The 14,851-nt window shown below is 49.0% G+C and carries 11 protein-coding genes; all 11 read right to left on the bottom strand.

Annotation, left to right across the window (positions count from 1 at the left end; all coding sequences use genetic code 11):
- Positions 1 to 4 precede the first annotated feature (4 nt).
- The 11 genes from ftsZ to RQM65_RS05145 all read right to left on the bottom strand — a co-directional run bounded on the left by ftsZ (position 5) and on the right by RQM65_RS05145 (position 14,817).
- On the bottom strand, positions 5 to 1,990 hold the full coding sequence (gene ftsZ, locus RQM65_RS05095) for a cell division protein FtsZ (RefSeq protein ID WP_314013167.1): 1,986 nt from the start codon (positions 1,988 to 1,990) through the stop codon (positions 5 to 7).
- A 156-nt stretch (positions 1,991 to 2,146) separates the two neighbouring features.
- Complete coding sequence (gene ftsA / locus RQM65_RS05100) at positions 2,147 to 3,478, bottom strand: cell division protein FtsA (RefSeq protein ID WP_314013168.1); 1,332 nt, start codon at positions 3,476 to 3,478, stop codon at positions 2,147 to 2,149.
- Positions 3,479 to 3,481: 3 nt separating this feature from the next.
- Positions 3,482 to 4,201, bottom strand: a complete 720-nt coding sequence (locus tag RQM65_RS05105; protein WP_314013169.1) for a cell division protein FtsQ/DivIB — start codon at positions 4,199 to 4,201, stop codon at positions 3,482 to 3,484.
- Positions 4,185 to 5,543: a UDP-N-acetylmuramate--L-alanine ligase gene (murC, locus tag RQM65_RS05110; protein WP_314013170.1), complete on the bottom strand. Its 1,359-nt coding sequence runs from the start codon at positions 5,541 to 5,543 to the stop codon at positions 4,185 to 4,187. The genes RQM65_RS05105 and murC overlap by 17 nt, the downstream gene beginning before the upstream one ends.
- 32 nt (positions 5,544 to 5,575) lie before the next feature.
- Positions 5,576 to 6,676 (bottom strand): undecaprenyldiphospho-muramoylpentapeptide beta-N-acetylglucosaminyltransferase, encoded by a 1,101-nt coding sequence (murG, locus tag RQM65_RS05115; protein ID WP_314013171.1) that lies wholly within the window; start codon positions 6,674 to 6,676, stop codon positions 5,576 to 5,578.
- Complete coding sequence (locus RQM65_RS05120; protein ID WP_314013172.1) at positions 6,663 to 7,874, bottom strand: FtsW/RodA/SpoVE family cell cycle protein; 1,212 nt, start codon at positions 7,872 to 7,874, stop codon at positions 6,663 to 6,665. The genes murG and RQM65_RS05120 overlap by 14 nt, the downstream gene beginning before the upstream one ends.
- A 141-nt stretch (positions 7,875 to 8,015) precedes the next feature.
- Positions 8,016 to 9,410: a UDP-N-acetylmuramoyl-L-alanine--D-glutamate ligase gene (gene murD / locus RQM65_RS05125; protein ID WP_314013173.1), complete on the bottom strand. Its 1,395-nt coding sequence runs from the start codon at positions 9,408 to 9,410 to the stop codon at positions 8,016 to 8,018.
- A 189-nt stretch (positions 9,411 to 9,599) separates the two neighbouring features.
- Positions 9,600 to 10,823: a phospho-N-acetylmuramoyl-pentapeptide-transferase gene (gene mraY / locus RQM65_RS05130; RefSeq protein WP_314013174.1), complete on the bottom strand. Its 1,224-nt coding sequence runs from the start codon at positions 10,821 to 10,823 to the stop codon at positions 9,600 to 9,602.
- Positions 10,824 to 10,991: 168 nt separating this feature from the next.
- Positions 10,992 to 12,455 carry a UDP-N-acetylmuramoyl-L-alanyl-D-glutamate--2,6-diaminopimelate ligase gene (locus tag RQM65_RS05135; RefSeq protein ID WP_314013175.1) on the bottom strand — a complete coding sequence of 488 codons (1,464 nt, stop codon included), beginning with the start codon at positions 12,453 to 12,455 and terminating at the stop codon, positions 10,992 to 10,994.
- Positions 12,452 to 14,458, bottom strand: coding sequence for a penicillin-binding protein (locus RQM65_RS05140; protein WP_314013176.1), 2,007 nt, complete (start codon positions 14,456 to 14,458; stop codon positions 12,452 to 12,454). The genes RQM65_RS05135 and RQM65_RS05140 overlap by 4 nt, the downstream gene beginning before the upstream one ends.
- Positions 14,458 to 14,817 (bottom strand): FtsL-like putative cell division protein, encoded by a 360-nt coding sequence (locus RQM65_RS05145; RefSeq protein WP_314013177.1) that lies wholly within the window; start codon positions 14,815 to 14,817, stop codon positions 14,458 to 14,460. Before RQM65_RS05145 ends, RQM65_RS05140 begins: the two co-directional genes overlap by 1 nt.
- Positions 14,818 to 14,851 lie beyond the last annotated feature (34 nt).

Consider the following 14,851-nt stretch of genomic DNA (forward strand, 5'->3'; position numbering starts at 1 on the left):
AATATCAATCAACGTTATCGTGCAGGAACGAATTGTTGGACCGCAATTGTATGTCGTCATTGCTGTCCCCGCCAAGGGTGGTGCGCGAAATCTTACCCTCTTGCCGAGGGGCAGCGCTCAAATCGACACCTTGGCGTTTGTATGCCGGTTCCCTTTCGATCTCATCGACACTGCTCACGTTATTTTGGAACTTGTAATTGAAATCTTTCAACTTTCTGCGACGTTCATCGGCGCGTTCCCTGAGCATGGCGTCGATTGGACTGTCCAACGGATCGACCGGCTTAGACGGTTCCTGGGCGGATTCACCTGATTCGGAGACCGATTGCTGTTTTGGTCTATCGGTCTCGGAAAGGGGTTTCTTTTTGATCTGCATTTCTTTCTCGACCGGGTTCGCCGGGTTCCGGGCAGCTTCCGGTTTTGCTCCGGTAAGCTTTCTTTCAAGCTCTAGATAATCATCCAGCTTGTAACGGGTCTCGCCTTTTTTATTGTATTCGAGCACCGTTATGACTTCTTCGGGATTTTCGACCTCCATGTCTTTGATATCGTCGTCGAGACTGAAGGTAATAACGTTATCCTGCTCCTCTTCTTCTCTTTGTGACGGCGTCAAGGGCATATCGAAACTCATAGCCATCTGTTCTTCCTTCAACTGATCGTAAGGCAAAACAACAGGGTCGACCACGACCATGTCGTGGAGGGCGTCTTTGGAATCTATAATCACAAAATCGTCATCGGAGACCTCATCGCTTATCTCGGCCACCCCTTCAACGACTTCTTCGTAAAACACATTGAAGTTCTTGATATAACTGGTAGTGGGCACCAAGTCCTTTTGCCCCTGCTTGTCATTATCCTCGGTCAGCGTATGCTTGATGATCGGCGGAACGATTTCTTCTTCCTCCAGCTTATGTACAATGGGCTTTTTCTCCGTTAGATCGTGCTGGGCTTTTTGCTCGTCCTCCAAGGTATGGATTATCTTTTTGGCTTCGGTGTTTACGATTTCGTTCTGTTGGTCCGCGTTAAAACCGGTCGCGATGACCGTCACGGCAATTGCCTCGCCCAAATCCTCATCTTCACCTACCCCCATGATAATATTCGCACCGTGGCCGGCCTCTACTTGGATAAAGTCATTGATTTCACCGATCTCATCGATGGTGATTTCCTGTCCGCCCGAAACGATCAACAATAATACGTTTTGGGCCCCGGTAATTTTGTTATCGTTCAGAAGCGGGGAGTCCAAGGCCTTGTTAATGGCTTCACTGGCCCGCATTGAGCCGGTTGCCGTAGCCGACCCCATAATGGCGGTGCCGCTATTCGACAGTACGGTCTTGGCATCGCGAAGGTCAATGTTTTGAGTATAGTGGTGCGTAATCACTTCGGCGATACCCCTTGCCGCCGTTGACAAAACCTCGTCGGCCTTGGAGAACCCGGCCTTAAAACCAAGGTTTCCGTACACTTCGCGCAACTTGTTGTTGTTGATCACGATAAGGGAATCTACGTTCGCCCGCAGTTTCTCAATGCCGATACGGGCCTGTTCGCAGCGCATCTTGCCCTCGAACTCAAAGGGCATGGTAACGATGCCCACGGTAAGCACGTCGAGCTCCTTGGCCTGTTTTGCGATCACAGGGGCTGCTCCGGTTCCGGTTCCACCACCCATTCCAGCGGTTATAAATATCATTTTGGTCGTTCGGGCAAGCATCTCCTTGATTTCTTCCATACTTTCCAAGGCGGCCTGCTCCCCGATTTCAGGATTAGCGCCGGCACCTAGTCCCTCGGTCAGGGAAACCCCCAATTGAATTTTGTTGGGTACCGAGCTATTGTGCAGCGCTTGCGAGTCGGTGTTGCAGATTACAAAATCCACCCCGTTGATACCCGACTGAAACATATGGTTGATGGCGTTGCTGCCACCGCCGCCGACGCCGATTACTTTTATTACGTTGCTCTGATTCTTGGGAAGATCAAAAGCGATTCCGTCAAATTCCGTGTTGTTGCTCATACTATATTTTTTTACTGGTTATCGTTCTTTATTTTGGATTTAGGACTTCTCAGATTCATAGGAATGGTGCTCTGCGCTCCTGCTACCCTATTTTTCGCTATCCTAAACTGTCTTATTCTTCGTTCTCTTTGGTCTCAATGGTCTTCTTCTCCCCGTTCATTCGGCATTGTCTAAAAAGTCCTTCAATTTTTCCGACCATTTGTCGAAAACGGACTGGCGTTCTTTTTTCGGTTTTGTTTTGGCCGCGTGTTCTTCATCCGCTTCGTGACCGGCCATAACCAATTCCCCCTCTTCCCCGTCTTTTTCTTCCCCCGCCTTGGGCTTGCGCTCATTGTTGACCGCATTCATCAAAAGTCCCACTGCGGTGGCGTAGAGGGGACTGGCAATACTGGCGTCGGAATCGCCGGCCAGGTGTTCATTGGGGTAGCCGATTCGGGTGTCCATTCCCGTGATATACTCCACCAATTGCTTTAGGTGTTTTAGCTGACTTCCCCCACCGGTGAGTACGATGCCTGCAATCAATTTCTTTTTTTGCTCCTCATGCCCGTAGGTCTTGATTTCGGTGTAGACCTGCTCCACGATCTCCACCACGCGGGCATGGATGATCTTCGATAAGTTTTTGAGGGTGATTTCCTTGGGCTCCCTGCCCCGTAGCCCGGGAATGGAAACGATTTCGTTATCCTTGTTTTCGCCCGGCCATGCCGATCCGAATTTTATTTTGAGCAGTTCGGCCTGTTTTTCGATGATGGAGCATCCTTCCTTGATATCCTCTGTGATAACGCCGCCACCAAAGGGAATGACTGCGGTATGGCGGATAATGCCATCCTTGAAAATGGCCAGGTCGGTCGTTCCACCGCCGATATCCAACAAGACGACCCCCGCCTCCTTTTCTTCCTTGCTCAAGACCGCATCCGAAGAAGCCAGTGGCTCCAAGGTGATATTACCGAGTTCAAGGCCGGCGCTCTTGATGCATCTACCGACATTTTTGATGGAGGACACCTGCCCCACGACCACGTGAAAATTGGCTTCCAAACGCCCGCCGTACATCCCGATGGGCTCCTTGATCTCCGCCTGTCCGTCCACCTTGTATTCCTGGGGTAGCACGTGAATGATCTCCTCCCCGGGCAACATCACCAACTTATAGACCTGGTTACAGAGCTTATCGAGGTCTTCTTCGTGGATTACCTCCTCCGAATCGGCCCTAGTGATGTAATCGCTATGGTGCAGACTGCGGATATGTTGTCCCGCAATGCCTACCACCACGGTACCGATCTTGAGCCCGGCACTGGTCTCTGCCTGTTCGACGGCCTGTTGGATCGATTTGATGGTCTGGGTGATGTTGTTCACCACTCCCCGGTGCACCCCAAGACTTTTGGATTGCCCGATACCTAGCACCTCAATTTTTCCGTATTCGTTTTCCCTACCGATTATGGCGACGATCTTGGTCGTTCCTATATCTAATCCTACCGAATAATTCTCTACTTGCATAACTTATATTTTGGTGCACACTACTTGTTTGTTGAATTCCAGGCTTACGACGTCATAGTTCCCCAAGGTGTCATCTAGGTTCGCTTTGGTGTAAAATGCCTTGAACTTACTGAATTTTTCATCGAGATTTTTGATATCGCCCAGGTTCACGGTGAACTGTTCCGTACGAAAACGCAATTGATAGCTGTCTTCCGCCTCGATATGGATACCTATAACATTTTTACGGAGAAAATCATCGGCGTTGATGTAATTCAATAATTTATAGGCATCTTCAAGGCTCTGGCCGGTTATCTTACCGGTAATTATGGGTACCCGGGCGGAATGACTTGACGACAAGGGCATGCGCGAGCCATCTTCGTCGAGATAAAACTTCGAATCTGCCTCTACCCGTCCGATGGGTTTCCGCTGCTCGATTTTGGACGCAAGTTTGCCATTTACGGAAAGAAAGACTTGGGCGTTTTTCACCATTTCATTGGCCTCAATGGTTTTTTCGATAGTATTCAAAGCTAATTTTTCTTTAGGGAAATTATCAAGGCTACCAAATTTTTGTATTAACAATTTATTAACCGCGCCCTGGGTGATATACAAATTCTGATCTCCCACAAATTCGATGGCGATTCCGCTCAGCTTTTTATGTTCGCTTCTTTCATTCGAAAAAGAGTATAGCCCTACAATGACGGCCAATAAGACCGTAAGCTTTATGTAATTAGTGTTCATCTTCATGTTCCAGCTCCTGTTTTAATTTTCGTACTTCCAATCCGATGTCCCCTGCGCCCATAGTGACCAGGATATCGGGATTTTGTTTTATTATTTCTTGCTTTAGTTTATTCTTTTGGATGGCTTTTTTCTTGGGATGATCTATTCTTTTCAACAGCCATTCCGCCGTGATTCCCGCTATTGGTTCTTCCCGGGCGGGATAGATGTCCAACATTAAAATACTATCAAATCGGGATAAGCTTTTGGCAAATTCATCGGCAAAATCCTTGGTTCTTGAGAACAGATGCGGCTGAAAGACCGCTAAAGTGCGCTTTCCGGGATGCATTTCGGATATCGCCTGATGTACCGCGTCGATTTCTGCGGGATGGTGCGCATAGTCATCGATAAAGATGAAACCATCGCGTTTGATCTCGTATGAAAACCGGCGTTTCACCCCTTTAAAACTTGCCATTGCCCCCGCCAGTTTTTCGACCGGTCTGCCAGTTTCCACCGCCATGGCTAAGGCGACCAATGCGTTGAGCAGATTGTGCCTCCCGGGCTTGTTGAACCTTACATCCATCAATTTTGTTTCCGGCGTTACCACATCAAAAATATAGGTGCCGCCTTCTATTCGTATGTTTTCGATGCAATAGTCCGACGCATCTTCGATGCCGTACGTAATTCCGTCCAAGGGAAGTCCCTTTCGCACGAACAGCTTGCCGTCAGGATTTATCCGTTGGGTAAATTCCAGAAAGGAATTTTTTAGTTCGGCTTCATCGCCATAGATATCCAAATGATCGGCATCCATAGACGTCACGCAGGCCACATCGGGGAACAGCCGTAAAAAAGACCGGTCGAACTCATCGGCCTCGACCACGGAATACTCCGTACCCTCCATGACGAAATTGGTATTGAAATCTTCTGAAACCCCGCCCAAAAATGCCATAAAGGGTACTGCCGTTTCTTTAAGCAAATGGGCCAAAATACAGGTCGTGGTCGTTTTGCCGTGGGTACCCGCCACCGCAAAGCAATAGGAATCTTTCGTAATGAGCCCGAGGACTTCCGAGCGTTTCTTCAGGTTGAAACCCCGGTTCAAAAAATACTGATACTCCGAATGCTCCGGGGGCACAGCGGGCGTGTAAACGACCAAGGTGACGGTCACATCGTAAAACGCCTCGGACACCAAGTTGATATCGTCCTCAAAATGAACGTCGATACCCAATTTCTCTAGCTCTCGAATCAGCGGCGTTTCTGTCTTATCGTACCCGGCCACATTTTTCCCCTGGGACTTAAAATAACGTGCCAAGGCGGACATACCAATGCCTCCGATGCCAATAAAATACACGTTATTTAAAGTTTTTAAGTTCAATGTTGAGTGTATGAGTTTATGGGTTTATTAGTTTATGGGTTTTCATTATTCACTAGTTTCATTATCTCGTCAACGATATCGCTCGTAGCGTTCGGCAGGGCCAAATTCTTGATATTGTCACTCAGTTCCTTTTGTTTCCATTTGTTCTTTTGCAACTCCGAGAATACATTTTGGAACTGTTCGTCCAAACTGGGCTCTCGAATCATTACAGCGGCGTTTTTTGCTACCAGGGCCTGTGCATTTTTGGTCTGATGATCTTCGGCCACATTCGGGGACGGAATGAACAGCACCGGCTTGCCCACAATACAAAGTTCGGAGACCGAGCCCGCACCCGCCCTGGAAATGATGGTGTCGGCGGCGCTGTACGCGTAATCCATCCTGTTTACAAATTCCACCACCTTTACCGAATCGGAAGTGTATTTCTTGTATTCCTCGATGTATAGCTTGCCACATTGCCAAACTAATTGAATGTCGAGCTCCTCAAAGAATTGGAGGTTCTCGGCAACCAACTGGTTGATGCGCCTTGCGCCGAGGCTGCCACCTAAAATCAACAGCGTCGATTTATCGGCATCCAATCCGAAGTGGGAGCGGGCTTCGGACCTATCCTTAAAACTTTCTACCAGATCGCCGCGAACGGGGTTTCCGGTCTTAACTATTTTATCCGAAGGAAAAAATCGGTCCATATGATCATAGGCTACACAGATTTTGGCGACCTTATCCTTCAGCAGCTTGTTGGTCATCCCCGCATAGGAATTCTGTTCCTGCAGTACACAGGGAATCCCCTTACCGGCAGCCACCCTCAAGGTAGGTCCACTGGCAAAGCCTCCCGTGCCGATAACGGCATGGGGACGAAATTTCTTTATTACCTTGCCCGCTTTCATCAAACTACTCATCAGTTTAAAGGGAAACATCAGGTTTTTAAAGCTCAGTTTCCGTTGCAGTCCGGTAATCCATAGGCCTTCGATTTCGTAGCCCGCTTGAGGCACTTTCTCCATTTCCATGCGGTCTTTCGCGCCCACGAACAGGATCTCCGCATCGGGGTGCCTTCTTTTCAGTTCGTCGGCAATGGCGATGGCGGGATAAATATGACCTCCCGTTCCTCCTCCGGATAATATGAATCTATAACTGCCCACTCAATATTTCTAAAGGGTTATTGGATTCGTCCAATTTAGACGATGCATCCTTTTTCTTTTTGCGTTCTCCGCTCTTGACACTGACACTTAAAATAATGCCGATGGCCAGACAGGTCATCCAGCTGCTGGTGCCCCCGCTGCTGATCAAAGGCAGGTTCTGTCCCGTGACGGGAAACAATTCTACGGCAACGGCCATGTTCAACAGCGCCTGAAAAATAATGGGCAATCCCACGCCCAAGGCCACCAGTTTCCCAAATATGGAGTCACTGCCATGGGCGACCACCACGATTCGGAACAGCAAAAGCAAGTAAAAAAACATGAGGGCAAATCCTCCTACGAGTCCATATTCCTCCACAATGATCGCATAGATAAAGTCAGACGAACTCTGCGGAAGAAAATTTTTCTGAATGCTTTTTCCCGCGCCCTTACCCACTACCCCGCCCGTGGCAATGGCAATTTTTGCCCTTTCGATCTGGTAATCGGCTTCGGTATCGCGACCATCCGAAAAATTTTCAATACGGCTCATCCAAGTGTCCACCCGGTTGGGAAACATGCCCGGAAAAGCTTTAGCCGAGAGTACGAACAAGGTCAGGCACACCAAGCCCGTACCAATGACTCCCAACAAATATTTTGCAGGATACCCCCCTAGGAAACAGAGCAGGAGTACCATGCAAAAGAGAATGCCCGCCGTAGAAAAATTCGCGGGCAATATCAGCACAAGCACTAAGAAAACAGGCGCCCACAGCGGCAGGATACTTTCCGAAAAAGTAACCGACTTCTCCCGAATTTTGGTGAGGTATCGTGCTACATAGATCATCAACACCACGGCCGCCAAATTGGAGGTCTGAAACGAAATACCCACTAAGGGCACACTGATCCAGCGGCTGGCGTTCGCCCCGTCGATGGTCACGCCCTGTGCCAAGGTAAAGGCCAAAAGCACCAGGACGATCGGCATCGCGATAATCGAAAGCCCCTTAAAAAAGCGAGTAGGAATATTATGGATGCCGTATATGATCCCAAAGCCCAAAACCAGCAGAAGCGCATGCTTGACCAAATAGCCGAAGGTCGTTCCACTACCGACCACGTAAACCAGATTGCTACTGGCACTGTACACCGGCAAGAACGAGAACAGTCCCAACAGTGCTACGACCGCCCAGATGGTTTTATCTCCCTTTATGTTTTGAAATACTCCTGTCACGGATAATTTGTTGATTACTAATTATTGATTCATTGATTATCGATTACTTGGCTCTTCGTACCTACTACTTCACGTTGCTGACTCTTCATTTTTCATTTTCCACTTTTCATTTGTCACTTTTCATTTTTTATTTTTCGGATGCTACAAATTCTTGATCGCCTCTTTAAACTGATCTCCCCGATCCTCATAATTTTTGAACAGATCAAAGCTGGCACATGCCGGCGACAATAGCACGGTATCGCCACGCTCGGCAATTTTATAGGCCACTTTTACGGCCTCGGACATGGCATAGGTCTCAACGATCGGTTCGACCACGTTTCCAAAAACGTCCTTGATCGTTTCATTGTCCATTCCCAGGCATACGATCGCCTTTACTTTTTCGCGCACCAGGCGCATCAAGGGCTTATAGTCGTTGCCTTTATCCTCACCGCCCACGATCCAAACTATTGGCGTTTTCACGCTGTCAAGGGCATACCACACCGAGTTGACATTGGTCGCCTTTGAGTCGTTGATATATTGCACGTGGTGTATTTTCAACACCTTTTCCAGGCGGTGGGGGGCGCCCTCGAATTGTTCGATGCTCTCGCGCAGCGCCTGCTTGCGTATGCCCACCAGTTTTGCGGCGGTCATGCCGGCCATGGTGTTCTTCAAATTGTGTTTACCTTCCAGTGTCAGTGTGTCTTTTGTCATTTTCAGTGTTTCGTCTTTGGTTCGTATTCTAATATTGTTGTTTATGATATCGGCTCCCTCTTCCACGTTTCGTTCGATCGAAAAGGGGAGCAATTTCGATTTGACGGGATGCGTCTTGAGCCAATCCGTAATCACGGCATCATCGGCATCGTAAATCAGAAAATCGTCTTCCGTCTGGTTTTCGGCGATGCGGAACTTCGAGGCGATGTAGTTCTCAAGGTTATACTCGTACCGATCCAGGTGGTCCGGGGTTATGTTGGTCAAAATCGCGATATGCGGCCTGAAATCCGTAATCCCGTCCAATTGAAAACTGCTGATTTCCAAAACGTAGAAATCGTGTTGCTCTTCGGCCACCATCTTGGCAAAACTATCGCCGATATTTCCGGCCATTCCTACGTTCAGCCCTCCGCCGACTAATAACTGCTGCGTGAGCATCGTAGTAGTGGTCTTGCCGTTACTCCCCGTGATGCCGATTAGCGTGGCATCGGTGTACCGGGAGGCAAACTCGATTTCGGAAATCACGGGAATCCCTTTTTCGCGCAATGCCTTGACCAGTGGAACGGAATCCGGGATACCGGGACTCTTCATGACCAGGTCGGCATTCAGAATTTTTGCTTCCGTATGCTTTCCGGCTTCCCAATTCAAATCATAATGTTCAAGAACGTCTTTGTATTTCTCCTTGATCTCTCCGCGATCGGAGACAAATACCTCGTACCCTTTTTTCTTCCCTAGGATGGCCGTACCCACCCCGCTTTCCCCAGCCCCCAAAATCACGAGCCTCTCCCCTTTTGCATCGGGTCCAGCTTCCGAGGCGGAACGGCCCACTAAGTTTTTATCCTCCTTCATCCCAACCATCCTCTTTGCTTCCTCTTTGCTACTTTTCTCTTTACTTCCTCATCCATCCTATTCACTTTTTGCCCTTTCATCCTCTTCATCCCAAATCACCCTCTTCGCTTACTCCTTACAGTTTCCTCTTTTCTCTTTTCGTCGTTCCTCTTTCCTCTTTTTTCGTCATTCCGCTCCGCGCTCTGTTCTTCACCTCACTTTCAACGTCACCACCGTGACAATGGCCAACAGAATCCCGATAATCCAAAACCGGGTCACGATCTTGCTTTCGTGATAGCCTTTAACCTGATAGTGGTGGTGCAGCGGCGACATCAGAAAAATGCGTTTGCCCTCCCCGAATTTTTTACGGGTGTACTTGAAGTAGCCCACCTGCAGAATCACGGAAATCGACTCGGCGAAAAAAATGCCACAGAGCACGGGAATCAACAATTCCTTTCGTACGATAATGGCAATCACGGCGATGACCCCACCAATGGTCAGACTGCCCGTATCGCCCATAAACACCTGAGCGGGATAGGCGTTGTACCAGAGAAAGCCCACTAACGCCCCGACGAAGGCCGTAATGAATACGAGGAGTTCACCGACCCGCGGGATGAACATAATGTCGAGATAATCGGAAAAGAAGATGTTACCCGAGACCAGGGCAAAAACTCCCAATGTGAAAACGATAATGGCCGAGGTACCCGCAGCAAGGCCGTCTATTCCATCGGTCAGATTCGCCCCGTTCGAGACCGCCGTTACGATCAGGATCACGATAGGGATGAAGATCAGCCACGCATATTTCTTTGCCCCTTCTCCCGCCCACCCGATAAAATCGGCGTAGTCGAGTTCGTTATTCTTGACGAAGGGGATGGTCGTATTAGTGGACTGCACTTCAAGTCCCTCTACATTTGCAACCTCGAACTGTTCGGTAATCACGGTCGTACTGTCATTTTTTATGGTCACTTCGGGGTGAAAATAGAGGGTCGCCCCTACCGCTAAGCCAAGCACCACCTGCCCCAGAATCTTGAACCTTCCTTTGAGGCCTCCTTTATTCTTTTTGAAAATTTTAATATAATCGTCCGCAAAACCGATAAGGCCCATCCAAACCGTGGTTATTATCAACAGGATGATGTACACGTTATCCAGCCATCTGGCAAATAGCAGCACCGGAATCAAGGTGGCCATAATAATGATCAATCCGCCCATGGTAGGGGTGCCCGCCTTCTGTTTTTGTCCATCGAGCCCTAGGTCACGAACGGTTTCCCCGATCTGTTTGCGCTGCAGATAGAGAATGATACGCTTACCGTATGCCGTAGCTATTATCAAGGAAAACAGAATGGCCATAGCCGCCCTGAACGTTTGGAACTTGAACAGGCTCGCCCCGGGCAACTGATATTCTTTTTCCAAATATTCAAATAGGTAGTACAGCATAATTTTTAGGTTTCCCGGTTGGATATCGGATCAAGCCCCCAGAGGTCCGGACCTTGGATCCTTATAACTCGACCCTTGTTCACGTTGCTTGGCTCTCGGTTCTCGACTTTTGGTTCTTGGCCCTTGGCTCTTTCCTTAGCCCATGTTTCTTGGCCCTTGTTTCTTCTTTCATTTGTTCATGGCGTTCAGAATTTCTTTTACGATCTTAAAATCATCGAAATCGATGCGGACTCCGTTGGTTTCTTGATAGGTCTCGTGGCCCTTACCGGCAACGAGAATGATGTCGTTGGCATCGGCCAGTTGGCACGCGGTCTTGATGGCCTGTTTCCTGTTTTCGATAGACAGCACCTTCTTCATGTTCTGGGGTTCGACCCCCGTCTCCATGGCCTCGATGATGGCGGTGGGAGATTCCGTTCTAGGGTTGTCGGAAGTGAAAATCGTCTTATCGCTCATCTCGGAAGCGATATGACCCATAACGGGGCGCTTCGATGCATCCCGATCACCCCCACAGCCAACGACCGTAATCAGATCTTCGTTTCCCGTTCTAAGACTGCCGATGGTCTCCAGTACATTTTTGAGCGCATCGGGGGTGTGCGCGTAATCGACGATTGCCGTGATCCGTTTCTGGGAGATGTGGTATTGAAACCGGCCGTCCACCGTTTTGAGCTCGCTTAAAATCCGCAATGTTTCCAACCGTTCCAATCCTAAAAGGTCGGCGGTCGCATATATGGCCAACAGGTTATAGGCGTTGAAGTGGCCGATCAATCTTGACCAAAGCTCATGCCCGTTGATTTTTAATAACTGCCCGCTAAATTGGTTCTCCAAAATCTGCCCCCTGTAATCGGCGTAGGTCCTTAACGCGTAGCTGTATTTTTTCGCCTTGGTATTCTGTACCATAACCGAACCGTTCTTGTCATCCCTATTGGTCAGGGCGAAAGCCGTTTTGGGCAATTCGTCGAACAGTATTTTTTTTGTATCCCGGTACTCGGCGAAGGTCTTGTGATAGTCGAGATGGTCGTGGGAGAGGTTGGTAAAAATCGCTCCGGCAAAGTTCAATCCCTTGGTCCTTTTCTGATGGATGCCATGCGAGCTTACCTCCATAAAACAAAACTCCACTCCGGCCTGGTTCATTAACGAAAGATGCTGGTTGATGGTCAACGCATCGGGGGTGGTATGGGTGGTCTTATATTCGGTGTCATCGACCCGTATTTCTATGGTGGACAGCAGGCCCGTTTTGTACCCCGCTTTTTTGCACAATTGGTACAGCAGGCTACTGACGGTGGTCTTGCCGTTGGTTCCGGTTACCCCCACCAGCTTTAGGTTTTTAGAGGGGTTGTCATAGAAATTGGATGCCATTACGGCCAGGGCGGTGTTGCCGTCCATAACCTCGACATAGGTCACCCCGTTTACGATTTGCTTAGGAAGCGTTTCGCAAACAATGGCTTTGGCCCCGGCATCGACGGCCTTCTCGATATAAAGGTGGCCATCGGTCTGGGTACCCTTTATGGCTACGAAAACATCGTCCATTTCCACTTTTCTGGAATCGAAACAAACGGCGTCAACCAGTATATCGGTGGACCCGGTTACCGCGGAAAGGCCTGCCCCATACAATATGTCCTTTAAAAGCTTCACGATAGTTCGAGGATTATTTTTTTAACCTTTCTGATTTCGGTGCCGTGGTCGATGGATTGCCTTTTCACCTTTCCGTTGCCTTTTACTTCTACCTGCATCCCCAGGTTTTCAAGGATGGAGACGGCATCCATTCCGCTCATGCCGGTGACGTTGGGCACTTTATTGTATTTTTTTTGGGCCTCGGCATAGTATTTTTGATAGGATGTATCCAAGTCCTCATCCATTATCCTTTCCATATCGACCTCATCGATCAATGGGGATGTGGCATAGACTTTTTGCGCGATGGATTTAAAGACCGGGCCGGATACATCGGCCCCGTAATAGCCTACGCTTTTATCGGGCTCATGGATAACTACGATACAGGAGTATTTGGGGTCCTCGGCGGGGAAATACCCCGCGAAAGTCGAGATGTACTTCAGTTTATCCGGGTCTTGTGCGGCATAGTTCTTTTGGGCCGTACCGGTTTTTCCGGCCATCGAAAAATTAGGGGAATACAGGCTATGGCCTGTACCGTGCTTGCTTTCGACCACGTTTTTCAGCAGGTCTTGCGCCATCGCAGCGGTTTCTTCCGAACAGATGGCGGAACTTATCACTTCTTTTTCGAACTTTTCGATGGTCCGGTCCCACTCCCGCACTTCCTTGATCAGCCTAGGCTTCACCATTTCGCCGTCGTTGGCGATGGCATTGTAAAAGGTCAGGGTCTGCAAAGGGGTGAGGGACACCTCGTATCCGTAGGACATCCAGGCCAGGGAAATTCCCGACCAGCCTTTGTCCCCCGGAAAACGGATGACCGGTTCGCCCTCCCCTTTGATGGGGAGATCGAGTTGCCGATGCAGGTTCATTTTCATCAACCGGTTGACGTATTTTGCAGGATCATCCTTATAGTTATTGTGCACCATCTTGGCAAAAGCGGTATTGGAGGACACCTCAAAGGCCCGGGCCAGGGAAATCTTCCCGTACCCGCCCCATTTGGAATCCCGGACCGTTCGATCGTAGAGCTTCCAGCGTCCCTTTTCGGTATCGATGACAGTGCTGGTATCGACTACCTTGTCCTCCAAAGCGGCCACGAGGGACATCAGTTTAAAGGTAGAGCCCGGCTCGTGCGATTCGCCGATGGCATAATTAAGGCGCTCGTAATATTTTCCCGCTTTGGTCCGGCCCAGGTTGGAAATGGCCTTTACCTCGCCGGTCTCCGTTTCCATAACGATGACGCATCCGTGATCGGCCTTGTACTTTTCGAGCTGGCCCAAAAGGGCGTGGTGGGCGATATCCTGTATATTGATATCGATGGTCGATACTAGGTCATAGCCATCCTTGGGTTCGACGATATTTTCCCATCCTATCGGTTTCCACTGTCCCTTTGCGATTTTTTGCTTGAGGCGTTTTCCTTCGACACCCCTTAGATAAGGACCAAAAGCCCTTTCAAGGCCTACCCCGGAATAGTAGCCATTCTCATCCACATTCTCGTAGCCGACGCTGCGTTCCGCGATTTTACCGAGGGGATGTTCGCGTACCGTCTTTTGCTCGATGATCAGTCCGCCTTTATAGGGACCTTTATTAAAGAGCGGAAAATTCTTGGTCGCCATATACTCGGAGTAATCCAGGTTCCGGGCGACCAGGGCGTAACGGTTCTTGTTGGCCTTGGCCTTTCGCAGCACTTGTTGAAAGTGGGAGGATGAACGGCCCAACATATCGGAAAGGGCATCGGACAATGGTACGAGATGCTTCTTAAAATCCGCTTCACTGACCGTTACCGCATCGAAACGGATGGTATAGCGGGACACCGAGGTCGCCAGCAGACTGCCATCATCGGAATAGAGGTTACCGCGGTTCGGAGCGATCGTAAACATCTTTTCGGTACGTTTCATGGCCAGGGCCTTGTACTTATCGCCCTGTACCATCTGTATGTTCACCAATTTGAACAACACGGCAAAGGCGAACAAGAACATGCATGTCGTGACGACATACAGGCGGGTCATTATTTTTTTGTCATTTGTAGGCATTATTTCTTGATTTGGGGTTTTAGGTAGATTTGGGAATCTCCATTGGTTTGGGATTTGACTTTTATCTTTTTAGGGGGCACCTCAGAGGGATACAATCCGTTTTCCTCTACAATTTGCATTACGGTCGATTCCAACTTCAACTGCTGCATATCACTGCGTACATCTACAAATTCGCTGCGGAGTTCCTTTACCTCTTCGTTCAAGGCGGCGATCTGGTGCACTTTTTTGTCCGCACTGTGCGAGCTGCCGATCATCACGGTCGCCAAAAAAGAGGTGAAAATGATGAACATCCAGTTTTTCGGTGCGTCGCCACTGATCAAAAATGTTCCTTTTAGTATGTTCAGTATGCCGGTTTTCACTAGAACGCGCTTTGTAATTTTACTTTTGTTTTTT

The organism is Pricia mediterranea (assembly GCF_032248455.1).
Lineage (GTDB): Bacteria > Bacteroidota > Bacteroidia > Flavobacteriales > Flavobacteriaceae > Pricia > Pricia mediterranea.